Source organism: Pseudomonas frederiksbergensis (assembly GCF_000802155.2).
Classification (GTDB): Bacteria; Pseudomonadota; Gammaproteobacteria; order Pseudomonadales; family Pseudomonadaceae; genus Aquipseudomonas; species Aquipseudomonas frederiksbergensis_A.
In genome coordinates this window covers 14,500-37,862 of sequence record NZ_JQGJ02000011.1, presented here as the reverse complement: position 1 = coordinate 37,862, position 23,363 = coordinate 14,500, and the positions used below count along the sequence as shown (strand labels likewise).

Annotated in this window: 20 protein-coding genes; 11 read left to right on the top strand and 9 right to left on the bottom strand. The window is 62.1% G+C overall.

Annotated features, from left to right (window positions below):
- Positions 1 to 58 precede the first annotated feature (58 nt).
- On the bottom strand, positions 59 to 733 hold the full coding sequence (gene rpiA / locus JZ00_RS19605; RefSeq protein WP_030140525.1) for a ribose-5-phosphate isomerase RpiA: 675 nt from the start codon (positions 731 to 733) through the stop codon (positions 59 to 61).
- A 137-nt stretch (positions 734 to 870) separates the two neighbouring features.
- Between rpiA and ilvA the strand changes: the two genes are divergently transcribed.
- The 4 genes from ilvA to JZ00_RS19585 are packed head-to-tail and all read left to right on the top strand — an operon-like array spanning position 871 to position 4,572.
- Positions 871 to 2,385: a threonine ammonia-lyase, biosynthetic gene (gene ilvA / locus JZ00_RS19600; protein ID WP_030140526.1), complete on the top strand. Its 1,515-nt coding sequence runs from the start codon at positions 871 to 873 to the stop codon at positions 2,383 to 2,385.
- Between the two features lie 37 nt (positions 2,386 to 2,422).
- On the top strand, positions 2,423 to 2,836 hold the full coding sequence (locus JZ00_RS19595; protein ID WP_039592612.1) for a DUF2269 family protein: 414 nt from the start codon (positions 2,423 to 2,425) through the stop codon (positions 2,834 to 2,836).
- Between the two features lie 15 nt (positions 2,837 to 2,851).
- The gene (locus JZ00_RS19590) at positions 2,852 to 4,108 is read left to right on the top strand and encodes an SDR family oxidoreductase (protein WP_039592611.1); all 1,257 of its coding nucleotides are present in this window, start codon (positions 2,852 to 2,854) and stop codon (positions 4,106 to 4,108) included.
- Positions 4,105 to 4,572, top strand: coding sequence for a DUF2269 family protein (locus JZ00_RS19585; protein ID WP_039592610.1), 468 nt, complete (start codon positions 4,105 to 4,107; stop codon positions 4,570 to 4,572). Before JZ00_RS19590 ends, JZ00_RS19585 begins: the two co-directional genes overlap by 4 nt.
- A gap of 40 nt (positions 4,573 to 4,612) precedes the next feature.
- Here JZ00_RS19585 and JZ00_RS19580 read toward each other — a convergent pair whose 3' ends face one another.
- Positions 4,613 to 5,269 (bottom strand): histidinol-phosphatase, encoded by a 657-nt coding sequence (locus JZ00_RS19580; RefSeq protein WP_039592609.1) that lies wholly within the window; start codon positions 5,267 to 5,269, stop codon positions 4,613 to 4,615.
- Positions 5,270 to 5,412: 143 nt separating this feature from the next.
- Here JZ00_RS19580 and JZ00_RS19575 point away from each other — a divergent pair, with 143 nt between their 5' ends.
- Entirely contained in the window at positions 5,413 to 5,892 is a 480-nt protein-coding gene (locus JZ00_RS19575) for an RNA pyrophosphohydrolase (protein WP_003186867.1), read from the top strand.
- A gap of 22 nt (positions 5,893 to 5,914) precedes the next feature.
- On the top strand, positions 5,915 to 8,194 hold the full coding sequence (gene ptsP, locus JZ00_RS19570) for a phosphoenolpyruvate--protein phosphotransferase (protein WP_039592608.1): 2,280 nt from the start codon (positions 5,915 to 5,917) through the stop codon (positions 8,192 to 8,194).
- Between the two features lie 43 nt (positions 8,195 to 8,237).
- On the opposite strand, the gene JZ00_RS19565 is transcribed toward ptsP, so the two are convergent.
- Entirely contained in the window at positions 8,238 to 8,996 is a 759-nt protein-coding gene (locus JZ00_RS19565) for an NRDE family protein (protein ID WP_039592607.1), read from the bottom strand.
- A gap of 192 nt (positions 8,997 to 9,188) precedes the next feature.
- Between JZ00_RS19565 and JZ00_RS19560 the strand changes: the two genes are divergently transcribed.
- The 3 genes from JZ00_RS19560 to JZ00_RS19550 all read left to right on the top strand — a co-directional run bounded on the left by JZ00_RS19560 (position 9,189) and on the right by JZ00_RS19550 (position 11,870).
- Positions 9,189 to 9,971 (top strand): sulfite exporter TauE/SafE family protein, encoded by a 783-nt coding sequence (locus JZ00_RS19560; protein WP_039592742.1) that lies wholly within the window; start codon positions 9,189 to 9,191, stop codon positions 9,969 to 9,971.
- Positions 9,972 to 10,039: 68 nt separating this feature from the next.
- Positions 10,040 to 10,849 (top strand): prolipoprotein diacylglyceryl transferase, encoded by an 810-nt coding sequence (gene lgt, locus JZ00_RS19555; protein ID WP_039592606.1) that lies wholly within the window; start codon positions 10,040 to 10,042, stop codon positions 10,847 to 10,849.
- 49 nt (positions 10,850 to 10,898) lie between these two features.
- Complete coding sequence (locus JZ00_RS19550) at positions 10,899 to 11,870, top strand: thymidylate synthase (protein ID WP_039592605.1); 972 nt, start codon at positions 10,899 to 10,901, stop codon at positions 11,868 to 11,870.
- A 122-nt stretch (positions 11,871 to 11,992) separates the two neighbouring features.
- Here JZ00_RS19550 and cadR read toward each other — a convergent pair whose 3' ends face one another.
- Positions 11,993 to 12,439: a Cd(II)/Pb(II)-responsive transcriptional regulator gene (gene cadR, locus JZ00_RS19545; RefSeq protein ID WP_039592604.1), complete on the bottom strand. Its 447-nt coding sequence runs from the start codon at positions 12,437 to 12,439 to the stop codon at positions 11,993 to 11,995.
- An 86-nt stretch (positions 12,440 to 12,525) separates the two neighbouring features.
- Here cadR and JZ00_RS19540 point away from each other — a divergent pair, with 86 nt between their 5' ends.
- On the top strand, positions 12,526 to 14,745 hold the full coding sequence (locus tag JZ00_RS19540; protein ID WP_039592603.1) for a heavy metal translocating P-type ATPase: 2,220 nt from the start codon (positions 12,526 to 12,528) through the stop codon (positions 14,743 to 14,745).
- 83 nt (positions 14,746 to 14,828) lie between these two features.
- Here JZ00_RS19540 and JZ00_RS19535 read toward each other — a convergent pair whose 3' ends face one another.
- Genes JZ00_RS19535 through JZ00_RS19525 form a run of 3 tightly spaced genes read right to left on the bottom strand, consistent with a single transcriptional unit; the run spans position 14,829 to position 20,037 of the window.
- Positions 14,829 to 17,876: an efflux RND transporter permease subunit gene (locus tag JZ00_RS19535; RefSeq protein WP_039592602.1), complete on the bottom strand. Its 3,048-nt coding sequence runs from the start codon at positions 17,874 to 17,876 to the stop codon at positions 14,829 to 14,831.
- Positions 17,873 to 18,937, bottom strand: coding sequence for an efflux RND transporter periplasmic adaptor subunit (locus JZ00_RS19530; RefSeq protein WP_039592601.1), 1,065 nt, complete (start codon positions 18,935 to 18,937; stop codon positions 17,873 to 17,875). Before JZ00_RS19530 ends, JZ00_RS19535 begins: the two co-directional genes overlap by 4 nt.
- Entirely contained in the window at positions 18,934 to 20,037 is a 1,104-nt protein-coding gene (locus JZ00_RS19525; protein WP_039592600.1) for an efflux RND transporter periplasmic adaptor subunit, read from the bottom strand. The genes JZ00_RS19530 and JZ00_RS19525 overlap by 4 nt, the downstream gene beginning before the upstream one ends.
- A gap of 123 nt (positions 20,038 to 20,160) precedes the next feature.
- Between JZ00_RS19525 and JZ00_RS19520 the strand changes: the two genes are divergently transcribed.
- Entirely contained in the window at positions 20,161 to 21,321 is a 1,161-nt protein-coding gene (locus tag JZ00_RS19520) for an AAA family ATPase (protein ID WP_039592599.1), read from the top strand.
- A 96-nt stretch (positions 21,322 to 21,417) separates the two neighbouring features.
- Here the strand turns inward: JZ00_RS19520 and JZ00_RS19515 are convergent, their stop codons facing one another.
- Together JZ00_RS19515 and JZ00_RS19510 are read right to left on the bottom strand one after the other, a co-directional pair.
- Positions 21,418 to 22,200, bottom strand: coding sequence for a MetQ/NlpA family ABC transporter substrate-binding protein (locus JZ00_RS19515; protein ID WP_039592598.1), 783 nt, complete (start codon positions 22,198 to 22,200; stop codon positions 21,418 to 21,420).
- Positions 22,201 to 22,381: 181 nt separating this feature from the next.
- Complete coding sequence (locus JZ00_RS19510; RefSeq protein ID WP_039592597.1) at positions 22,382 to 23,317, bottom strand: sigma 54-interacting transcriptional regulator; 936 nt, start codon at positions 23,315 to 23,317, stop codon at positions 22,382 to 22,384.
- Between the last annotated feature and the right edge of the window lie 46 nt (positions 23,318 to 23,363).

Sequence of the window (23,363 nt, the reverse complement as noted above, 5' to 3'; positions counted from 1 at the left end):
CCTGAATGTGGAAGCGGGCTTGCTCGCTCCCACAGGGTCCGCTGCAGAACCGCTGGGCTTATTCGGCCCGCAGGGTCTTCACCCCTTCAGCAGTCCCCAGCAACAGCACATCCGCCGGACGAGCCGCGAACAAGCCATTGGTGACCACGCCGACGATGGCGTTGATCTGGCTTTCCAGTTCCACCGGGTTGGTGATCTGCAGGTTATGCACATCCAGGATGATATTGCCGTTATCGGTCAGCACACCTTCGCGATACACCGGGTCGCCGCCCAGCTTTACCAATTGGCGGGCAACGTGGCTGCGGGCCATAGGGATGACTTCCACTGGCAGCGGGAACGCGCCGAGCACCGGCACCAACTTGCTGGCATCGGCGATGCAGATGAAGGTCTTGGCGACGGCCGCGACGATTTTCTCGCGGGTCAATGCCGCGCCGCCGCCCTTGATCAGGTTCAAGTGCGCGTCGCTTTCGTCGGCGCCATCAATGTAAAACTCCAGGTCGCTCACGGTGTTGAGTTCGTACACCGGGATGCCGTGGCCCTTCAGGCGTGCGGCGGTTGCTTCGGAACTGGCGACCGCGCCATCGAACGCGCCTTTGTGCTGCGCCAACGCGTCGATGAAGCAATTGGCGGTAGAGCCGGTGCCGACCCCGACGATGCTCTTGTCATCCAGCTTCGGGAGGATGAGGTCGACAGCGGCCTGGGCCACGGCCTGTTTGAGTTGATCCTGGGTCATGCGGGCTCCGAAAACGGGCGAGGAGTAAAGAGGGGCGCGAGTATAACCCAACAAAACCTCGGGATTCGTGTGGTCGCCCGGCCAAAAGCCGGGTTAGACTCCCTGGCCCTGCCCAACCCGCTCAGTGATGCTTTCCGATGCTTGAACAGTACGTCAAAAAGATCCTCACCTCGCGCGTTTATGACGTTGCCGTAGAAACCCCGCTGCAGACCGCCCGCCAGCTCTCCGAGCGACTGGGCAACGAGGTCTGGCTCAAGCGTGAAGACTTGCAGCCGGTGTTCTCGTTCAAGATTCGCGGGGCCTACAACAAGCTGACCCAACTCAGCGACGAAGAGCGCGCCCGTGGCGTGGTCACGGCCTCGGCGGGCAACCATGCCCAGGGCCTGGCGCTCGCCGCCAAGGTGCTGGGGGTCAAGGCCACCATCGTCATGCCCAAGACCACCCCGGAGATCAAGGTCGAAGGCGTGCGCTCCCGTGGCGGCAAAGTGGTGTTGCACGGCGATTCGTTCCCCGAAGCCCTGGCTTATTCACTGAAGCTGGTCGACGAAAAAGGCTACGTCTACATCCATCCTTATGACGATCCTCACACCATCGCCGGGCAGGGCACCGTGGCGATGGAGATCCTGCGCCAGCATCCGGGGCGCCTGGATGCGATATTCGTCCCGGTGGGCGGTGGCGGACTGATCGCCGGGATCGCGGCCTACGTGAAATACCTGCGCCCGGAAATCAAGATCATCGGTGTCGAGCCGGATGATTCCAATTGCCTGCAAGCGGCCATGGCTGCCGGTGAACGCGTGGTCCTGCCGACCGTCGGGCTGTTCGCCGATGGCGTTGCCGTGGCGCAGATCGGCCAGCACACCTTCGATATCTGCAAGCACTACGTGGACGAAGTGATTACCGTCAGCACCGACGAGATCTGCGCAGCTATCAAGGATATCTACGACGATACCCGCTCGATCACTGAACCTGCCGGCGCGCTGGGTGTTGCTGGCATCAAGAAGTATGTCGAGACGCGCAGCATCAGCGGCCAGACGCTGGTCGCCATCGATTCCGGCGCCAACGTGAACTTCGACCGCTTGCGCCATGTGGCTGAGCGCGCCGAGTTGGGTGAGGGCCGCGAAGCGATCATCGCCGTGACCATCCCCGAGAAGCCGGGTAGCTTCAAGGCTTTCTGCGAAGCCATTGGCAAACGCCAGATCACCGAATTCAACTACCGCTACAACACCGGCAGCGAAGCGCACATTTTCGTCGGCGTGCAGACGCATCCGGAAAACGACCCGCGCAGCAAGCTGATTGCCAGCCTGACCGAGCAGGGCTTCCCGGTTCTGGACCTGACCGACAATGAACTGGCCAAGCTGCACATTCGCCACATGGTCGGCGGCCACGCGGCTCACGTCATCGACGAGGTGGTGCTGCGTTTCGAGTTCCCCGAACGTCCGGGGGCGCTGTTCAACTTCCTCAATAAGCTGGGCGGACGCTGGAATATCTCGATGTTCCATTACCGCAACCATGGCGCGGCAGACGGCCGTGTGGTCGCCGGCTTGCAGGTGCCCCACGATGAACGCCACCTGGTACCGGCCGCCCTGGAAGAAATCGGATATCCGTACTGGGATGAAAGCGATAACCCGGCCTATCAGCTGTTTCTCGGCTGAAAGGCTACGCTGAAGGACGTCGGTCCAAGGAAACCCCATGGAAACTCTGCTGACCCTGAAAATCATCCATGTCGCCGCCACGGTCTTGCTCCTGGCTTGCGCTGCAAGCCTTGCCGCCGTGGCCTGGCGCAAACGCAGCGAGGCACCGAGCTGCACGCTGCGGCGTCCTTGGCCGCTGGCATGGGCCACGATGCTGGTGTGCATGCTGAGCATGCCGTTCACCGGCTGGTGGCTGGTTCATCTGGTGGGCTGGCCGCTGGGGCAAGCCTGGCTGCTGGCCTCCAGTGTGATCTATACCGTGGCCACACTCTGCGTCCTATGGCTGCTGGCACGGCTCAATCGTCTGCGCATGGGTAACGGTGGCGGCGGTAGATTTACCCTGGCTTTGGCGATCATCGGCGGTGTCGGCTTCCTCTCCATCGCCGCATTGATGGGTGCCAAGCCGATTTAAGCGACAAGGAGCGTCATGAAAATCCTACTGGTGGGAGGCAGCGGTTTTATCGGACGCCACCTGCTGCGAGCGCTGCATGGCGATGGCCACTCGATCATCGCCACCCGCCGTGACCCCGGGCCGCCCAGCTGGCCTGGGGTTGAATGGCGGCCGCTGGATCTTGGGGTATTGGCGGTCGACCCAACACATTTTGTCTTCCCTCCGGACGTCGACCTGGTGATCAACGCGGCAGGCCTCCTCAGCGTGGACGCCCAGGCGCTGAGCCTGGTCCAGGATCGTGGCACGCGAGCGCTGTTCGACCAGGCTGCGCGCCACGGCGTTCGCATCCTGCAGATTTCCGCACTGGGCGCGAGCGCTCAATCCGACGTACCGTTCCTGGCGAGCAAAGGCCTGGCTGATGAATATCTGTCCAACCTCGACAGCCATTCGGTTGTGCTGCGGCCCTCATTGGTGGTGGGACCAGGTGGCGCGAGCAGCGGCTGGATGGAAGGCCTATCGCCTTGGCCAGTGATTCCCTTGTTGGATCTGACGGCGCGCATCCAACCCGTGCACATCGATGATCTGGTGGGCGCGGCGCTCGCCCTGCTGCGGCAATGGCCAACCGAATCAGTGGTGGTGCCATTGGTGGGGCCCGAGCCCATGACGCTCGCCCGGCTCATCGATCACTTGCGAGCCGCGCAAGGTTGGGCGCCTGCACGCTATATCAAGGCGCCTGCGCTCTTGACCGAAATGGGCAGCCGATTGGGGGACTGTTTCGGCTGGCGGGCGCTGAACCGGCAAAGCGTAGCGCTGGCACAACGGGACAACCTTGCCGACCCCGAGGTACTCGCATCGATCTGCGGGTATCGCGCCGCCCCTGTCCAGACCCGCTTGCTCGGGTGGCCCACCGTCGCCCAGAGCAGCCTTCGGGCGGTCCGCCCGTTGATGCTCGCGGTGCTGGCGTTCATCTGGCTGGGAACCGCCGTGGTGTGTCTCGGCCCCGGCTACGACTGGGGGTTGCGCATCATGGCCGAAGCCGGCGTCCATGGCGCCTGGGCGAAACTTGCGGTCGTCAGCGGCGCGCTGCTTGATGGCGCGCTGGGCGTGGGCATGTTGCTCCAGCGTTGGCGACGCCAGGCATTGCGGCTTCAGCTGGGGTTGATGCTCGGCTATACGCTATGCATCAGCTTTACCCTGCCCCATTATTGGTTCGACCCTTATGCGGCTGTCGCCAAGAACCTGGTGTTGATAGTCGCGACTTTATGGCTGCTTTGGACCGAACCCCGCCGATGAGCATTTACCTGCTGTTGAAAACCCTGCACATCCTGTCTTCGACCATCCTGTTCGGCCTGGGCGCGGGGTCTGCCTACTACGCGCTTCGAGCCTGGCGCAGCGGCAAGCTTGAAGTCATTGCGGTCACCTTCAAACATCTGGTCTTCGCCGATTGGGCGTTCACCGCCACCACCGCTGTATTCCAGCCACTGAGCGGCCTGGCGCTGATGCACATCGCCGGCTGGCCGTTGCAACAGAATTGGTTGATGTGGAGTATCGGGCTTTATTGCCTGGCGGGCGCCTGTTGGCTGCCGGTGGTCTGGTTACAGATCCGTGTACACAAAATGGCCGAGCAAGCCTTGCGGGACGGTACGCCCATCCCGATCAAGGCCGCCACCTACATGCGCTGGTGGTTTGCGCTGGGCTGGCCGGCGTTCCTGGCGTTCATGGCGATTTTCTACCTGATGGTCGCCAAGCCCGCGTAAGCGGCCCACCGGTATTTGCCCGGCGGGCCTGCGCGAAGGCTCAGTCGCGCAGACTGATGACTGGCCAGCCGCGCCTCTCGGCCTCGGCCCGAAGATTCGGGTCCGGATCCACCGCCACCGGATGCGTCACCACTTCCAACAGCGCCAGGTCATTCATCGAGTCGCTGTAGAAATAGCTGCCTTCGAGCGAATGCCCGGTCTCTTCCAGCCAACGGTTCAGCCGGGTCACCTTGCCCTCGCGAAAACAGGGGATATCGGTGCTGCGTCCGCTGTAGCGCCCATCGATCATCTCGCATTCGGTGGCGATCAGGGTTTCAACCCCCAGGCGTTCGGCAATCGGGGCGGTGACGAAGCGGTTGGTGGCCGTGATGATCACGAGCTTGTCGCCGGCATCACGGTGTTTCTTCAATAGCTCGATCGCTTGGGGCAAGACGATGGGTTCGATGCAGTCGCGCATGTAATCGAGGTGCCATTGAGCCAGGACTTCCATCTCGGTACGGCCCAGGATTTCCAGGCAAAAGTTCAGGTACGCGGCGTTGTCGAGCTTGCCGGCCAGGTAGTCCTGATAGAACTCATCGTTGCGCGCCTTGTAACTCACAGCATCGAGGAAGCCGCGCTCACACAGGTAATCGCCCCAGGCGTGGTCGCTGTCGCCACCCAGCAGCGTATTGTCCAAGTCGAATAAAGCCAGCCGCATTGCAGTTACTCGCTGAAAATTCTGAAGAAAGGCGCCCAGAATACGTACTTTTCACAAGAGTGCACATAAGCTCGGCAGGCTCGTTGCTGCTTTCACAACCTTTGTGGAACAATGCGGCGACATGCGTTTGCGAGGTTGTTGCCGTGATCGATCCCGATGGTTTCCGTCCCAATGTGGGGATCATTCTTACGAATGATGCTGGGCAGGTGCTATGGGCACGCCGTATCAATCAAGACGCCTGGCAGTTTCCCCAGGGTGGGATCAACCCCCAGGAGACGCCGGAAGAAGCTTTGTACCGCGAGTTGAATGAAGAAGTCGGGCTGGAGCGAGAGGACGTCGAAATACTCGCCTGCACCCGAGGCTGGTTGCGCTATCGTTTGCCGCAACGCCTGGTCAGGACGCACAGCCAACCGCTGTGCATCGGCCAGAAACAGAAATGGTTTCTCCTGCGCCTGATCTCCAACGAACAGCGGGTGCGGATGGATTTGACCGGTAAACCGGAGTTCGATGGCTGGCGCTGGGTCAGCTATTGGTATCCGTTGGGCCAGGTGGTGACATTCAAGCGCGAGGTTTACCGACGCGCCCTCAAAGAGCTTGCCCCGCGCCTGCTGACGCGCGACTGACGACGGAGTTCGACCCCGAGCCATGCTCAATACGCTGCGCAAGATCGTCCAGGAAGTTAACGCCGCCAAGGATCTCAAGGCGGCGTTGGGCATTATTGTATTGCGCGTCAAAGAGGCCATGGGCAGCCAAGTCTGCTCGGTCTACCTGCTTGACCCCGAGACCAACCGTTTTGTGCTGATGGCCACCGAGGGCTTGAACAAGCGCTCCATCGGCAAGGTCAGCATGGCTCCCAATGAAGGCCTGGTCGGCCTGGTCGGCACGCGCGAAGAACCCCTGAACCTGGAAAATGCCGCGGACCACCCGCGCTACCGCTACTTCGCGGAAACGGGCGAGGAACGCTACGCGTCATTCCTTGGCGCGCCGATCATCCACCATCGCCGCGTCGTCGGCGTATTGGTCATCCAGCAGAAAGAGCGTCGCCAGTTCGACGAAGGCGAAGAAGCCTTCCTCGTCACCATGAGTGCGCAACTGGCCGGGGTCATCGCCCATGCCGAAGCCACCGGCTCGATCAGCGGCCTCGGCCGCCAGGGCAAGGGCATCCAGGAAGCCAAGTTCGTCGGCGTGCCAGGTTCCCCGGGCGCGGCGGTGGGCACCGCGGTGGTCATGCTGCCGCCTGCCGATCTCGATGTGGTGCCGGACAAGGCCATCGCCGACATCGATGCCGAACTCGGTTTGTTCAAGACCGCCATCGAAGGCGTGCGGGCCGATATGCGCGCGCTTTCGGCGAAGCTGGCAACGCAGCTGCGCCCCGAAGAGCGCGCGCTGTTCGACGTCTACCTGATGATGCTCGACGATGCCTCCCTGGGCAGCGAAGTCACCACGGTCATCAAGACCGGCCAATGGGCCCAGGGCGCGTTGCGCCAGGTGGTGACCGACCACGTCAACCGTTTCGAATTGATGGACGACGCCTACCTGCGCGAGCGCGCCTCCGACGTCAAGGACCTTGGCCGTCGTTTGCTGGCGTATTTGCAGCAGGAGCGCCAGCAGACCCTGGTTTATCCCGACAACACCATCCTGGTCAGCGAGGAGTTGACCCCGGCGATGCTCGGCGAAGTGCCTGAGGGCAAGCTGGCGGGCCTGGTCTCGGTCCTGGGCTCGGGCAACTCCCACGTGGCGATTTTGGCCCGGGCCATGGGTATCCCGACGGTCATGGGCGTGGTGGACCTGCCGTATTCCAAGGTCGACGGCATCCAGATGATCGTCGACGGCTACCACGGCGAGGTCTATACCAACCCCAGCGAGGTTTTGCGCAAGCAGTTCGCCGACGTGGTGGAGGAAGAAAAACAACTGTCCCTGGGCCTCGATGCGCTGAGGGATCTGCCGTGCGTGACGCTCGACGGCCACCGCATGCCGCTGTGGGTCAACACCGGCCTTCTGGCCGATGTGGCCCGGGCGCAGAAACGTGGCGCCGAGGGCGTGGGCCTGTATCGCACCGAAGTGCCGTTCATGATCAACCAGCGCTTCCCCAGCGAAAAGGAACAGCTGGCGATCTATCGCGAGCAATTGTCTGCGTTCCATCCCCAACCGGTGACCATGCGCAGCCTGGATATCGGTGGCGATAAATCCCTGTCCTATTTCCCGATCAAGGAAGACAACCCCTTCCTTGGCTGGCGCGGGATCCGGGTAACGCTCGACCATCCAGAGATTTTCCTGGTCCAGGCGCGTGCAATGCTCAAGGCCAGCGAAGGCCTGAACAACCTGCGCATCCTGTTGCCGATGATCTCCGGCACTCATGAGCTGGAAGAGGCCCTGCACCTGATTCACCGGGCCTGGGGCGAGGTGCGCGATGAGGGCACCGACGTGCCGATGCCGCCGGTAGGGGTAATGATCGAAATTCCGGCGGCGGTGTACCAGACCAAGGAATTGGCGCGGCAGGTGGACTTCCTGTCAGTCGGCTCCAACGACCTGACCCAATACCTGCTGGCCGTGGACCGCAACAACCCACGGGTGGCCGACCTGTACGACTATCTCCATCCGGCCGTGCTGCAAGCCTTGCAGAACGTGGTGCGCGACGCCCATGCCGAAGGCAAGCCGGTGAGCATCTGTGGCGAAATGGCCGGCGACCCGGCGGCCGCGGTGCTGCTGATGGCGATGGGCTTCGACAGCCTGTCGATGAACGCCACGAACCTGCCCAAAGTGAAATGGATGCTGCGCCAGATCAACCTCAGCAAGGCCCAGGAGCTGCTGGCGGAACTGATGACCATCGACAATCCGCAGGTGATTCACAGCTCCTTGCAGTTGGCGCTGAAGAACCTTGGGTTGGCGCGGATGATCAATCCGGCGTCGAGCAAGACCCTCTAAGCAAGAGCACCTTTGGCGAGGGAGCTTGCTCCCTCGCCACGGTTTATCGTCGGCATTGAACGAGCAGCTCCACCTCCCCCAAATGCCCACCGTGGGGCCCGAAACTGCGCTCGACCATCTGTTGCGTCCCATCGGCATGGACGATCAACGCGGTACTCGCCCGCGTCCCGTAGGCAGGGCTGGCGATGAACACGCTCGACAGCAGCATTTCCGTCGCCAGTCCCACACCCGTGTCCGGCAGCTCACCCACCGGTGCAGGTTGCGGGTCATTCAATAGCGCCAACAATGCCTGGGGCTGCGGATCGTCCAGCACTTCGCCCAGCGCCGTCCGGGCCTTGAGCAACTTGGGCCATGGCGTATTCAGCCCAGCGTTGGACAAGCCATAGACGCCGTCGGCCAATTGCTGTGGCCGGGTATCGCGGGCGTTGTAATGCCATAATTCGGCGCCATCGCCGAGCAGCAGGTTGAAACCTCCGTACTCCCCGGCACGCGGCACGATTTCGCTCAGGTAATCGGCAATCGACAGATTCCCGGTCAGGAACCGCGCCACCAGTTCTCCACGAGACTTGAATGCCGGCAGTTGACCGGGGTCGCGAATATTGGTCAGGGCCGCAAAGCGACCGTCGGCACCCACGCCGAGCCAGGTGCCGCCCGCTTCCAGGTCACGACCAGCATGCACGTGCGGCGCGTCAGGCCACTGCGCCAGCGGCAGCGTCGGGCGTGCATAGAACTCGTCGCGGTTGGCCGCCACGACCAGCGGCTGGGCGTGGCCGGGGCGCCAGGCGAATACGATCAGGCACATCAGGTTGTCCTGTTTTAAGAATAAAACCGAGCAGCGCTTTTGTGGCGAGGGGATTTATCCCCGCCACAGGGACAGCAATCATTAGCCACTCTACCCATACATCACTGACGCATCCATCGCCTTCAGTAGAGCCCAAGCCCCTCGATCCGTTACCATGCCGCTCTTATTTTGGGGATGGGCGGGGAGACGCTGGTGGAATTCGTGCTCTATCTGCTGCTCGGTGCCTGCGCCGGCGTGCTGGCCGGGCTGTTCGGCGTGGGGGGCGGGATGATCATCGTCCCGGTCCTGGTGTTCAGTTTCACCTTGCAGGGGTTCGATCCGCAGGTGTTGACGCACTTGGCCGTCGGCACGTCCCTGGCATCGATCATCTTCACGTCGGTGAATGCGGTGCGCGAGCACCATCGCAAAGGGGCCGTACGCTGGCAGATCTTTACCTGGATGACCGTCGGGATCCTCATCGGTGCAGGTTTCGGCGCGATCACCGCCGAAGCGATTTCCGGTCCGCACTTGCAGAAGATCATCGGTGTGTTCGCCATGCTCGTCGCCGCGCAACTGGCCCTGGACTTCAAGCCCAAGGCCAGCCGCACGGTACCGGGCAAGGTCGGCTTGTCCCTGGCCGGCACGGTGGTCGGCTGGGCCTCGGCGATTTTCGGCATCGGTGGTGGTTCGTTGACCGTACCCTTCCTGACCTGGCGCAGCGTACCGATGCAACAAGCGGTGGCGACTTCTTCAGCCTGCGGATTGCCCATCGCCCTGGTCAGTGCGCTAAGTTTCATGATTCTGGGCTGGCAGGATCCGCTGTTGCCGCCCCATAGTCTCGGTTTTGTGTATTTACCCGCGCTGCTGGGCATCGCCCTGACGAGCATGATTTTCGCCCGCGTCGGCGCGCGGCTGGCACATCGCTTGTCGCCGCGCTTGCTCAAGCGGCTGTTCGCCGCCTTGTTGTTCAGCGTGGGCTTGAGCTTCCTGCTCTGACACAATCCTGGCTTAATCCCGAGGTGGCAGCCTCGCCCGGGAATTTTTGACGTTCATGAGGAATACCCATGCTGCCTTACCCGCAGATCGATCCGGTTGCCCTGGCCATCGGCCCGCTGAAAATCCACTGGTACGGTCTGATGTACCTGATCGGTATCGGTGGCGCCTGGCTGCTGGCCTCGCGCCGACTCAACCGCTTCGACCCGACCTGGAACAAGGAAAAGCTCTCCGACCTGGTGTTCTGGTTGTCCATGGGCGTGATCGTCGGCGGGCGCCTGGGCTACGTGCTGTTCTACGACCTGAGCGCCTACCTGGCCAATCCGACGCTGATCTTCGAAGTCTGGAAGGGCGGCATGTCGTTCCACGGCGGGTTCATTGGTGTGATGCTGGCGGCGTTGTGGTTCGGCAAGCGCAACAACAAGTCGTTTTTCGAGCTGATGGACTTCGTCGCACCGATGGTGCCAATCGGCCTGGGTGCCGGGCGCATCGGCAACTTCATCAATGCCGAATTGTGGGGCAAGCCGACCGACGTGCCGTGGGCGATGATCTTCCCGCCCTTCAGCGACCCGGCGCAGTTGCCGCGCCACCCGTCGCAGCTTTATCAATTCGCCCTCGAAGGCGTGGCACTCTTCCTGATTCTTTGGCTGTTTTCGCGCAAGCCGCGACCCACCATGGCGGTGTCGGGCATGTTCGCGCTGTTCTACGGCATCTTCCGTTTCATCGTCGAATTCGTTCGCGTGCCGGATGCCCAGCTCGGCTATCTGGCGTGGAACTGGCTGACCATGGGCCAGGTGCTGTGCCTGCCGATGATCATCGGTGGCCTGGCGCTGATCTGGCTGGCTTATCATCGTGCGCCGGCTGCGGCGGCCAAGGTTTAAAATTCTAGCCCCGGGGCACTGGCCCCGGGTTCAAGGACACAGGTAACCCATGAAGCAATATCTCGATCTGGTGGCCCACGTCATCAAGAACGGCACCAAGCAAGCCAACCGCACCGGCGTGAACACCATCAGCTTCCCCGGCGCCATGCTGCGCTATGACCTGAAGGAAGGCTTTCCCGCCATCACCACCCGCAAGATGGCCTTCAAGTCGGCCATCGGCGAGATGTGCGGCTTCCTGCGCGGCGTGAACAATGCCGCTGAGTTTCGCGCGCTGGGCTGCAAGGTCTGGGACCAGAACGCCAACGAAAACGCCCAGTGGCTGGCCAACCCGTTCCGCCAGGGCGAAGATGACCTGGGCGAGATCTACGGAGTGCAGTGGCGCAAGTGGCCGGCCTACAAGCAGATCCCGGTAGGCAACCCGGCAGCCATCGAGCAGACGCTGGCCCAGGGTTACCGGCAAATCGCCGAGGGCGAAGAAAACGGCCAAGCCTACGTGGTGTTGTACAAGGCGATCGACCAGGTTCGCCAATGCGTCGACACCATCATCAAGGACCCGGGCAGCCGGCGCATCCTGTTCCACGGTTGGAACTGCGCCCAACTCGATGAAATGGCCCTGCCGCCATGCCATCTGCTCTACCAGTTCCACCCGAATGTCGAGACCAAGGAAATCTCCCTGACTCTCTACATCCGCTCCAACGACCTGGGCCTGGGCACGCCATTCAACCTCACCGAAGGCGCTGCGCTGCTGAGCCTGATCGGTCGCCTGACCGGTTATACACCGCGCTGGTTCACCTATTTCATCGGTGATGCCCATGTCTACGAAAACCATTTGGACATGCTCAACGAACAGCTCACCCGCGAGCCGTTCCCGATGCCGAAACTGGTGATTTCCGAGCGCGTGCCGGAGTTTGCCAAGACCGGGGTGTACCAGCCTGAGTGGCTGGAACTGGTGGAGCCGAGCGACTTCTCTCTCGAAGGCTACCAGCACCATGCGCCGATGACCGCGCCGATGGCGGTCTAGAAAACACCATCATCGAGGCTGCTCGCGATAGCGTCGCCACATACAGATAGTGATGTGGCTGATCCACCGCTTTCGCGAGCAGGCTCGCTTCCACATGGGGTCTCCATGCATGCAGGGTCGGGTCAATGCCCATGGCTCCTGCCCACATGTGAATGCTCCACCTCCGGCGCCACCGCCCCGCTCACTTCCAACCGCTGCAGGATTCCACACTGATCAAGATCCGGCCCTTCGCCACAGCGATGGCGCAGGTCGATCAGTTGTGCCTGCAAGGCCAGCAGGCCATCGATGCGTGCCTTGACATGGTCGATGTGCTCGTCGATCAGCGCATTGACGCTCTCGCATTGGTCCTGGGGGCTGTCGCGCAGGGCCAGGAGGCTGCGGATTTCTTCCAGGGTCATGTCCAAGGTGCGGCAATTGCGGATGAACGTCAGCCGTTCGGCGTGGGCCTGGGTGTAGACACGGTAGTTGCCGTCACTGCGGGCCGGCTCCGGCAGCAGGCCTTCGCGTTCGTAGTAGCGGATGGTTTCGACCTGGCAGTCGGTAATTTTTGCCAGTTCTCCAATCTTCATGATTTCACCTGCGAAATAGATGCTTGACCCTATAGTGGCTACAGGGTCTTTACTGCGCAACAGGCACTTTTAACGGACGTCACCCGATGAGCGATTCCCTTCACATCCACAAACCTGACCACGGCCATGCCCATGGGCATTCCTGCTGCGCCTCGAAAGCAGCACCCTCGGTGGTCAGCCTCGGCAAAACGCCGACGGACGGTGCGCGGCTGAGCAGTTTTCGCATCGAAGCCATGGACTGCCCCACCGAGCAGACACTGATCCAGAACAAACTCGGCAAGCTTGAAGGCGTGCAACAGCTTGAATTCAACCTGATCAACCGCGTGCTGGGCGTGACCCACGATTTGCCCAGCGATACCCCGATCATCAAGGCCATCGAGTCACTGGGCATGCAAGCGGAGCCGTTGACCGGCGGCCAGGAAAAACCCGCCCATAACTTGCCCGCCCCGGCCAAGCCCTGGTGGCCGTTGGCACTGTCCGGCGTGACGGCATTGGCAGCCGAGGTGATCCACTTCACCAGCGCCGCGCCGAATTGGGTAGTCGCCCTGGTAGCACTGGTGTCGATTCTGAGCGGCGGCCTCGGCACCTACAAGAAGGGCTGGATTGCCCTGAAAAACTTAAACCTGAATATCAACGCCTTGATGAGCATCGCCGTGACCGGCGCCATATTGATCGGCCAATGGCCGGAAGCGGCGATGGTGATGTTCCTGTTTACCGTGGCCGAGCTGATCGAAGCCAAATCCCTTGATCGGGCACGCAACGCCATCAGCGGCCTGATGCAAATGGCACCGGAACAAGCCACGGTGCAACAGGCCGACGGCACCTGGCAGGTCACGGAAGTGAAGACCATTGCCCTCGGCGCCAGGGTGCGGGTTCGCCCTGGCGAAAGGGTTGGGCTGGACGGCGAGGTGGTGGCTGGACGCTCGACCATCGACCAGGCGCCGATCACGGGTGAGAGCCTGCCGGTGGAGAAAACCGTGGGCGACAAAGTTTTCGCCGGCACCATCAACCAGGCCGGTGAACTGGAATACACCGTCACCGCTGCGGCCGATCAATCGACATTGGCGCGGATCATCCACGCCGTCGAGCAGGCCCAAGGTTCCCGGGCGCCGACCCAGCGCTTCGTTGATCAATTCTCGAAAATCTACACCCCCGCAGTATTTGCCCTGGCCCTGGCCGTAGCGGTCATTGCACCGCTGTTCATGGGCGCGAGTTGGTTCGACTGGATCTATCGCGCACTGGTCTTGCTGGTGGTCGCCTGCCCTTGTGCCCTGGTGATTTCCACCCCGGTGACCATCGTCAGCGGCTTGGCGGCTGCGGCGCGCAGAGGCATCTTGGTCAAGGGCGGCGTTTACCTTGAAGGTGGCCACAAGCTCGATTACCTGGCGTTGGACAAGACCGGCACGATCACCCACGGCAAGCCGATGCAGACCGATTACATGCTGCTCGATCCGACCCTGGAGACCACGGTCCCGGCGTTGGCCGTGAGCCTCGCGGTACGCTCGGACCATCCGGTATCCCGGGCGATTGCCGAGGCGGCTGTGGATAAAGAGCTGCCGCAGCAGACTGTGGATAACTTCGCGGCGCTCGCCGGGCGCGGCGTTCGTGGCGACATCGGCGGCCGGACCTATCACTTGGGTAACCACCGTCTCGTGGAAGACCTCGGCTTGTGCTCCCCTGAGCTGGAGGAAAAGCTCTTCGCCCTGGAAAAACAAGGCAAGTCCGTGGTGCTGCTACTCGACGACACCAAGCCCTTGGCACTGTTTGCCGTGGCCGACACCGTGAAGGGTTCGAGCCGCGAAGCCATTCGGCAACTGCATGAATTGGGTATCAAGACAATGATGCTGACGGGCGACAACGCCCACACCGCCGAAGCGATCGCCAGGCAGGTCGGCATGGATCAGGCCCGCGGTGACCTGTTGCCGGAGGACAAGCTGCAAGCCATCGAAAGTCTGTATGCCCAAGGCCACCGAGTGGGCATGGTCGGCGACGGCATCAACGACGCCCCGGCCCTGGCCCGCTCGGAAATCGGTTTCGCCATGGCGGCCGCCGGGACCGACACGGCCATCGAGACCGCAGATGTCGCTTTGATGGATGACGATCTGCGCAAGATCCCAGCGTTCATCCGGCTGTCGAGGCAGACCTCGAGCATCCTCAAGCAGAACATCGCCCTGGCGTTGGTTATCAAGGCGATCTTCCTGGGCGTCACTTTCGCCGGGTTCGCCACCATGTGGATGGCGGTGTTTGCCGACATGGGAGTGAGCTTACTGGTGGTGTTCAATGGGTTGCGGTTGTTGCGCAAGTGAAAGCGTTCGCTACTTGAGACCAAACACCTGACTTGTGGCGAGGGGATTTATCCCCTCGCCACAAGAGCCTCTGTGTGCCTCTCTCAGTCACGCTTCGGCTCGCGGATCTTGTACCAGGCCACATACAGTGCCGGCAGGAACAGCAGCGTCAGCAGGGTGGCGACGATGATCCCGCCAATCATCGCGTAGGCCATCGGCCCCCAAAACACTTCTCGGGCAATCGGGATCATCCCCAGGCTCGCCGCGGCCGCCGTGAGCAGGATCGGTCGGCGTCGGTGTTCGGTAGCCTCCACCACCGCGTCCCAGGGCTCGTAGCCGTCACGTTCGTATTCATCGATCTGGGTCACCAAAATCACCGAGTTACGGATGATGATGCCGATCAAGGCGAGAATCCCGAGGATCGCCACGAAGCCCATGGGCGTGCCCGTCGGCACCAGCGCCAGCACGACGCCGATCAACCCGAGAGGCGCAACGCTCGCCACCAGAAACAGTTTCTGCACGCTGTGCAGCTGGATCATCAGGAAGGTCGCCATCAAGAACAGCATCAGCGGCACCACGCTGGCAATAGGACCCTGGGCCTTGCTGCTTTCCTCCACGGTGCCGCCGGTGGCGATCTTGTAGCCCACCGGCAATTTGGCGGCGAACTTGTCGATGTCCGGTTGCAGTTGCCTCACCAGGTCCGTCGGCTGGATTTCATCGCGTACGGCGGCCTTGATGGTGATGGTCGGCTTGCGGTCGCGGCGCCACACCAGCGGCTGTTCCAGCTCATAGCGCACCGTGGCGAATGCCAGCAGTGGAATCGACGTGCCGCTCGGCGTGACGATCTGCAGGTTTTGCAGGGTCTCCGGCGAACCACGCTCGGCGTCTTCGGCGCGCCCTACCACGTTGATGAGGTAGATATCGTCGTTGACCTGGGTGACGGGCGAGCCGCTGACAATACTGTTCATCAACCTGGCCACATCGTCGGAAGACAAGCCCAACTGCCGCGCCTTGTCCTGGGCGATGTCGATGCGCAGCACTTTGCCCGGCTCGTTCCAGTCGTAGATGATCTCGCCGATGTGCGAGTTCTTGTCCAGTTCGGTGGCCAGCTCGATGGCGTGCTTGCGCACCTGGTCGATGTCCTTGCCGCTGACCCGATACTGGATAGGCCGGCCGACCGGCGGACCCATTTCCAGCGCCTGCACGTAGCTGCCGATGCCGACGAAATCTTCCCGCAGGCGTTTCTGCAAGCGTTCGGTCAGCGCCGTGCGCGACTCCAGGCCCTTGCTGACGATCACCAGTTGCGCGTAGTAGGGGTTCTGCAGTTGTTGATCCAGTGGCAGATAGAAACGAATGGCGCCTTCGCCAATGTAGGTACTCCAGCGTGCGATGTCCGGGTCGTCCTTGAGCGTCGCTTCCAGGCGATCGACCGCTTTGCGCGTCTCGTCCATCGAGGCGTTTTGCGGCAGGTTGAGGTCCACCAGGATCTCCGGGCGATCCGAGGACGGGAAGAACTGGTTTTGCACGAAGCGCATGCTAAACACCGCCAACGCGAACAGCAGCACCGTGATGCCGATGGCCCACCAGCGATTGCGCATTGCCCACAGCAGGCCACCGTTGAACGCCCGGCCGATCCGCCCCGGCTCGGCGCTGTGGGGTTTGATATTGGTGCTGAGGATGTGCACGCCGATCACCGGCGCAAACAGCACCGCGACGATCCATGACACCAGCATCGCCACGGCAATCACCGCGAACAAGGTGAAGGTGTATTCGCCCGCCGAACTGGCATTCAGGCCGATCGGCACGAAACCAGCCACGGTGACCAGGGTCCCGGTGAGCATCGGGAATGCGGTCGAGGTATAGGCAAACGTGGCGGCCTGTTCCTTGCTGTCGCCTTTTTCCAGGCGCGTGACCATCATTTCCACGGTGATCATCGCGTCGTCCACCAGCAGGCCAAGGGCGATAATCAGCGCCCCGAGGGAGATCCGCTGCATGGTGATGCCGCTGTACTCCATGAAGACGAATACCATCGCCAATACCAGCGGGATCGAGCAGGCCACCACCAGCCCGGCCCGGATGCCGAGGCTGATGAAACTGACCACCAGCACGATGATCACTGCCTCGAACAACGCGCTGGTGAAGCCGCCAACGGCTTCTTCCACCACTTCGGCCTGGTCCGACACGGTGTGTACGCCGACGCCCACCGGAAGGTCGGCGGTGAGTTCGTCCATGCGCGCGTGCAGGGCCTTGCCGAATTCCTGGATGTTGCCGCCCTTCTTCATCGCGATGGCCAAGCCAATCGCGGGAGTGCCGTTGAAACGGAACATCGGCGTAGCGGGATCAACGTAGCCGCGGCGGATGTCGGCGATGTCGGCCAGTCGATAGAAGCGATCGTTGAGCCGCAGGTTGACGTTGGCCAGGTCCTTTTCCGATTGGAACTGCCCCGACGTGCGCACGGAAATCCGCTCCGGACCAGCGTCGATCACCCCGGCCGGGGTCACGGCGTTCTGCGATTGCAGGCTCTGCACCACCTGGCGCTGATCGATACCCAGCGCAGCAAGCTTGCGGGTGGAGAAATTCAGGTACAGCACTTCGTCCTGTTCGCCGACCATTTCCACCTTGCCCAACCCAGGCACATCGCGGATTTCGGCGCGTATTTGCTCCACATAGTCGCGCAACTGGCGCATCGACAAGCCGTCGCCAGTGAAGGCATACACCGAGCCGTATACATCGCCGAATTCGTCGTTGAATCCAGGGCCTTGCAATCCCTCAGGGAAATCGCCGCGAATGTCGTTGATCTTCTTGCGGACCTGGTACCAGATCTCCGGGATTTCCTCGGCGCCGGTGGTATCGCGCAAATACACGAATACCGTCGACTCCCCCGGCCGGGTGTAGCTCTTCACATAATCGAGGGAGTCGAGTTCTTCGAGTTTTTTCTCGATGCGGTCCGTGACCTGCTTGAGGGTTTCTTCCTGGGTCGCGCCAGGCCAACGGGTCTGGATGACCATGGTCTTGATGGTGAACGACGGGTCTTCCTCGCGGCCCAGGTTCATGTAGGAGAACACGCCCATCAGCAGCGCGACGAACATCAGGTACCAAACGAATGACTGATGCCGCAGGGCCCATTCCGATAAGTTGAAAGGCCCTTTCATCGTGCGTCCTCGTCGAGTTTCACTTTTTGCCCCGGCTGGAGACTGTTCACGCCTGCGCTGACCACGCGGTCGCCGGGCTTGATCCCGTCGGCCACCAACACCGAGCCGTCCGATCGTTCGAGCACCTGTACGTCCCGCGGCGAAACTGTCTGGTCGTGCGGGTTGATCAGCCAGATCCGCGTCTTGCCATCGACCTCTTGCAACGCACTGAGCGGCAATTCGATGCGCGGTTCGATGGCTGAGCTCAGGGTCACGCTGATGGCCGTGCCCAGGCGAAAGCCCGGCGGCGTGTCAGTCAGGGTCAGGCGTGCGCGGCGCGTGCGGGTGGCGCTCTGCGCCTGGGGCTCGATCTCGCGCACGATGGCCGTGGTGCGGGTCGCCGGGTCCAGTTGCGCGGCGACCTCGAACACCACATCCTCGGGCAAGCGCTCGGCCAACCCGGCGGGCAGGTCGATCACCGCTTCCTTGACGTCCGGGCGGGCCAGCGTCACCACTTGCTGGCCGGCGGTCACCACTTGCCCGGCCTCGGCATTCCAGGCCGTGACGACGGCGTCATGATCGGTGTGCAGTTCGCTGTAGTTGAGCTGGTCGCGGGCCTGCTCCACCGAGGCCCGGGCCTGCTCCAGGGATGCTGCGGTGGTTTTCAGGTCGGTCTGGGCGATGTCCAGTTGCGCCTGGGCGCCGACGCCACGGTCGAATAGTTGTTGCTGGCGGCGGGCGTTGGCCTGGGCATTGATGTACTGCGCCTCGATCCGCGCAAGGTCGCCCTGGGCTGCGCGCAGTTGGTTCTGCTGGTCAGTAGGGTCGAGGGTCGCGAGCAAGTCGCCCTTCTTCACCTCGGCGCCGACGTCGACGTTGCGACTGGCGATACGGCCTGGCACGCGGAACCCCACGTTGGTCTCGTAGCGGGCCTGGATATTCCCGGCGAAGCGTCCCAGCGCCTGTTGGTCAAGAGCCCGGACCTCGATGGACAACACCGGCCGTACCGGCTCCGGCGGCGCTTCTTCCTTCGAGCAGGCGGCCAGCAGCAGGCCGGCCGAGACCATCCACAAGCGCTTCATGGCTGGGCTCCTGTCGGGGCTTTGTCGTTTTTGTTTTCGGCGATCTCGACGCGCACGCCAGGATGGAGCAATTGCCCGCCGGCAACGATGATCTTCTCGCCGCCCTTGAGCCCGTCACTGATGATGACCTTGCCGGTCAAGTAGCGCCCGACCGTGACCGTATGCAATTGTGCCTTGCCCTCGCCGTCCACCAGCCACACGGCCGGCTCGCTGAGGTTCTTGGTCAGTGCCGACCAGGGCAATTCCACGGCGGTCTTTCCAGCGGATTTGGCGGTGGCGCTGACCACCGACCCCAGGCGCATGCCTTCGGGCAGATCGTTGAGCGTGACCTTGACCTGCACGGTGCCAGTCTCGGCGGACACCGCCGGGGTGATCTCGCGCACCGTACCGGTGGTCTGGATGGCCGGGTTGTCCAGCAGGCTGATGGTAATTGCCGGGTCGGATGGCGGTTCACGCAGGAGGGATTCATAGATATTGAACACCGCGTCACGCTCACCGTCCCGGGCGAGGGTAAAGATCGGCTCCGTGGCTTGGACGACTTGGCCGACTTCGGCCTGGCGCGCCGTGATGATACCGGGCGCCTCGGCGATCAGCGCCGTATAGCTCAGCTGTTCGCGGGCATTGGCCAGTTGTGCCTGGGCCGCCGTCAGCGCGCTCTGGCTACTGCGCAATTGCGCCTGGGCCGCGTCGTATTCGCTCTGGCTGGTGTAGCCCTTGGGCAACAGCTTCTGCTGGCGTACGAAGGCTGCCGCGCTCTGCTTGACCCGCGCCTGCTCGGCGGCGACCTGGGCTTCGGCGGAGTCGACGTTGGTCTGCAAGTCGCGCGGATCGAGCCGGGCCAGCACTTGCCGGGCCGAGACCCGGTCACCGACATCGACCTTGCGCTCGATGATCTTGCCGCTCACGCGAAACGAGAGGTCGGCCTGAACCCGCGCCTGGACATCGCCTGTCAGTGTTACCGAAGCCGCGTATTCGCTGGGCATGGCTTGCTGTATGAACACCCGAGGCAAGGCTTTTTCCTCGGATTTCTTCTCACCGCATCCCGTCAACAACGCACACACGCCCAAGCCAACAATCAATTTGATTCCGGGACCAGCCATGCAGACTCCTTTGCGTTGTACCGACGTACCAGTGACGATACGACTCTGAGCTTAGAACAGGGTTCACCGAATGCACGGCAATCGGGCAGACTTGTTTATCAGGCCCACGCAAAGGAGTTATGCATGCTCAAGACATTGGCGGTGGCCAACTATCGATCCATCAATAAATTGGTCATCCCGCTGGGTCGGCTGAACCTGATCACCGGCCCTAACGGCAGCGGCAAATCCAATCTATATCGGGCGCTGCGCCTGCTGGCGGAGACGGCCCAGGGCGGAGTGGTAAACGCCCTGGCCCGCGAGGGCGGGTTGGACTCGACCTTCTGGGCCGGACCGGAAGAAATCAGCCGGCGCATGCGCAACGGCGAGGTGCCGGTGCAGGCGATCGTGCGCCAAGGCACCAAGCGCCTGCGCCTGGGATTTGCCGGTGAAGACTTCAGCTATTCGATTGCCCTCGGCTTGCCGGCCCCCAGTCGCTCGGCGTTTTCCCTGGACCCGGAAATCAAGCGCGAGTGCATCTGGGCCGGCCCGGTGTTTCGACCGGCGAGCCTGCTGGTGGACCGCAACGGGCCGATGGTTCGTGCCCGTGATGGCCGTTCCTGGGATGTCCTGTCCCAGCACACGCCAACCTTCGACAGCTTGTTCGACCAGGTCGGCAGCCTGCGCGCTTCGCCGGAGGTCCTGCAAATGCGCGAGTTCATTCGCCGCTGGCGCTTCTACGATCACTTTCGCAGCGACGCCGACGCCCCGGTGCGCCAACCGCAACTGGGCACGCGTACGCCGGTGTTGCATCACGATGGGCGCGATTTGGCCGCGGCCCTGCAGACCATTCTCGAAATAGGCGATGTCGAAGCGTTGCATGCCGCCATTGGCGACGCGTTCCCCGGCGCCCGACTGCACATCGAAAAGTTGCAGGGCGGACGTTTCGCCATCGCGTTCCAGCAACATGGCCTGCTGCGACCGCTGACTGCCGCAGAACTGTCGGACGGGACCCTGCGCTACCTGTTGCTGGTGGCTGCCCTGCTCACACCGCGACCGCCATCATTGATGGTGCTCAACGAACCGGAAACCAGCCTGCACCCCGACCTGCTGCCAGCCCTGGCGCGCTTGATCATCCGCGCTTCAGCCGCTTGCCAGGTCTGGGTCGTATCTCATGCCTCGCGCTTGATTGCCGCACTGGAGCAGGACGAGCACTGCAACTGCATCGTGCTGGAAAAAGATTTCGGGCAGACCGGGATCGTCGGGCAGCGGGCATTGGATGAGCCCGCGTGGCATTGGCCGGACTAGCGCCCTCGCCACAAGTGATCATTGTTGCGCACAAAAAAACGCCGACGCTGTATCAGCCGCCGGCGTTTGGAACCGTGAAAAGATCTACCGCGTCAATCAGAATGCCGGCAGTACCGCGCCGCTGTACTTCTTCTCGATGAACGCCTTCACTTCCGGGCTGGTCAGGGCCTTGGCCAGTTTCTGCATGGCCGGGCTGTCCTTGTTGTCCGGACGGGCGACCAGGAAGTTAACGTAAGGCGAATCCGAACCTTCGATCACCAGGGCGTCCTTGGCCGGATTCAGACCTGCTTCCAACGCGTAGTTGGTGTTGATCATGTCCAGGTCCACCTGATCCAGCACGCGCGGCAGCATGGCCGATTCCAGCTCCTTGAACTTGAAGTTCTTCGGGTTCTCGGCGATGTCTTTCGGCGTTGCCAAGGCGTTTTTCGGGTCCTTGAGTTTGATCAGGCCAGCCTTCTGCAGCAGGATCAGGGCACGGCCGCTGTTGCTGCCTTCGTTAGGGATGGCGATGGTTGCGCCGTCCTTCAGCTCAGCGAGGCTTTTGACCTTCTTCGAATAGCCGCCAAACGGTTCGACGTGCACGCCGATGACCGTTACCAGGTTGGTGCCTTTACCTTCGTTGAAGCTCTTGAGGTAAGGCAGGGTCTGGAAGTAGTTGGCATCCAGGCGCTTCTGGTCAACCTGTACGTTGGGCTGCACATAGTCGGTGAACACCTTGATCTGCAGGTCCACGCCCTCTTTGGCGAGGGCCGGTTTGATCAACTCGAGGATTTCGGCGTGGGGCACCGGGGTCGCGGCGACGACCAGTTTTTCCGCGGCTTGGGCCAGGCCCGAGGTCAGGGCTGCCGCCAATGCGGTGAACAACAGAACCTTTTTCATGCAGTGTCCTTATCGAAAATCACGGTCGTCATCGACGACGACCAAATTAGAGTGCCAGCGAAGTGCTATCGCTGGCGTGATGCGGAAGATACCGACATTTTTTATGCCTTAACAATATCTTTTATTCAAGTTCATATTCATTTTACTCATATAGCCAAACCGCACCCGGAGCGGGTTCGCACTACAGCGTTTGGCTCCATCGATCGAGCAGCGCCTTGAGGGCCAGGCGCTCGGCGCCAGACCCCTTGGCGACGACCTGCGCCACCTGCCGGTCGATCAGCTCCAGCGTCGATGGCTGGGACAACAGGTTCAGATGCTCCGGCAAAATCTCATCCCCGGTACTCACCAATAATGCGAAATGGATGATGTTCTCCAATTCACGGGTATTGCCCGGCCAGCTGTGCCGCTCCAGCGCATGCTGCGCCGCTTCGCCGATCAGCGGCACAGCCAGGCCCAGGCGTTGGCTATAGATGCCGAGGAAGTATTCCGCCAGAGGCAGGATATCGCCCACCCGTTCGCGCAGGGCCGATAACTCGAGCTGGCCCTCACTCAGATATTGATAGAGCCGATCATGGAATTTCCCGGCCGCCACCGCTTGCGCCAGGTCGATGCTGGTGGCCGCGACCAGGCGCACATCCACCGGACTCGGTTGGTGGGCACCGACACGAGTGACTTCGTGATTTTCCAGCGCCGCCAACAACCGCGTCTGGATCGGCAGCGGCAAGTCGCCAATCTCATCCAGGTAAAGCGTGCCGCCGTTGGCCGAGCCGAACCACCCCGCCCGGCTGCTGGCCGAACCGCTATGGCTGCCAGCGGCGTAGCCAAACAACTCGGCATCGGCGTAAGTGGGGCTGATGGCACCGCAATTGACCGAAACGAACAAGCCACTCCGATTGCTCTCGCGATGGATATGCCGGGCGAGCAGCTCCTTGCCGGTGCCGGTTTCGCCGCGAATCAACACCGAGACCGAGCGTGGCGCCAATTGCTCCAGTTCCTGGCGCAGCCGCCGCGAACGTGGGTCGACGAACACCAGCGCCTTGGCGCGGATGCTCAGGGGGCTTTTTTCCGCATCGGGAAAGGTCAGCAACGACTGACCAAAGGTTTCATGCAAAGTCATGACAGGCTCCCGCCCCAAACCGCCGGGAGACGGAGGGCGCTAAAAA

What these genes read in the sequence shown, in the direction of transcription:
- JZ00_RS19510 (WP_039592597.1), bottom strand. Translation starts at nt 23,317, where the DNA reads ATGACTTTGCATGAAACCTTTGGTCAGTCGTTGCTGACCTTTCCCGAT.
- lgt (WP_039592606.1), top strand. Translation starts at nt 10,040, where the DNA reads ATGCTGCCTTACCCGCAGATCGATCCGGTTGCCCTGGCCATCGGCCCG.
- JZ00_RS19530 (WP_039592601.1), bottom strand. Translation starts at nt 18,937, where the DNA reads ATGAAGCGCTTGTGGATGGTCTCGGCCGGCCTGCTGCTGGCCGCCTGC.
- cadR (WP_039592604.1), bottom strand. Translation starts at nt 12,439, where the DNA reads ATGAAGATTGGAGAACTGGCAAAAATTACCGACTGCCAGGTCGAAACC.
- JZ00_RS19520 (WP_039592599.1), top strand. Translation starts at nt 20,161, where the DNA reads ATGCTCAAGACATTGGCGGTGGCCAACTATCGATCCATCAATAAATTG.
- JZ00_RS19565 (WP_039592607.1), bottom strand. Translation starts at nt 8,996, where the DNA reads ATGTGCCTGATCGTATTCGCCTGGCGCCCCGGCCACGCCCAGCCGCTG.
- ilvA (WP_030140526.1), top strand. Translation starts at nt 871, where the DNA reads ATGCTTGAACAGTACGTCAAAAAGATCCTCACCTCGCGCGTTTATGAC.
- JZ00_RS19535 (WP_039592602.1), bottom strand. Translation starts at nt 17,876, where the DNA reads ATGAAAGGGCCTTTCAACTTATCGGAATGGGCCCTGCGGCATCAGTCA.
- JZ00_RS19515 (WP_039592598.1), bottom strand. Translation starts at nt 22,200, where the DNA reads ATGAAAAAGGTTCTGTTGTTCACCGCATTGGCGGCAGCCCTGACCTCG.
- JZ00_RS19590 (WP_039592611.1), top strand. Translation starts at nt 2,852, where the DNA reads ATGAAAATCCTACTGGTGGGAGGCAGCGGTTTTATCGGACGCCACCTG.
- JZ00_RS19550 (WP_039592605.1), top strand. Translation starts at nt 10,899, where the DNA reads ATGAAGCAATATCTCGATCTGGTGGCCCACGTCATCAAGAACGGCACC.
- JZ00_RS19540 (WP_039592603.1), top strand. Translation starts at nt 12,526, where the DNA reads ATGAGCGATTCCCTTCACATCCACAAACCTGACCACGGCCATGCCCAT.
- JZ00_RS19595 (WP_039592612.1), top strand. Translation starts at nt 2,423, where the DNA reads ATGGAAACTCTGCTGACCCTGAAAATCATCCATGTCGCCGCCACGGTC.
- JZ00_RS19585 (WP_039592610.1), top strand. Translation starts at nt 4,105, where the DNA reads ATGAGCATTTACCTGCTGTTGAAAACCCTGCACATCCTGTCTTCGACC.
- ptsP (WP_039592608.1), top strand. Translation starts at nt 5,915, where the DNA reads ATGCTCAATACGCTGCGCAAGATCGTCCAGGAAGTTAACGCCGCCAAG.
- rpiA (WP_030140525.1), bottom strand. Translation starts at nt 733, where the DNA reads ATGACCCAGGATCAACTCAAACAGGCCGTGGCCCAGGCCGCTGTCGAC.
- JZ00_RS19525 (WP_039592600.1), bottom strand. Translation starts at nt 20,037, where the DNA reads ATGGCTGGTCCCGGAATCAAATTGATTGTTGGCTTGGGCGTGTGTGCG.
- JZ00_RS19580 (WP_039592609.1), bottom strand. Translation starts at nt 5,269, where the DNA reads ATGCGGCTGGCTTTATTCGACTTGGACAATACGCTGCTGGGTGGCGAC.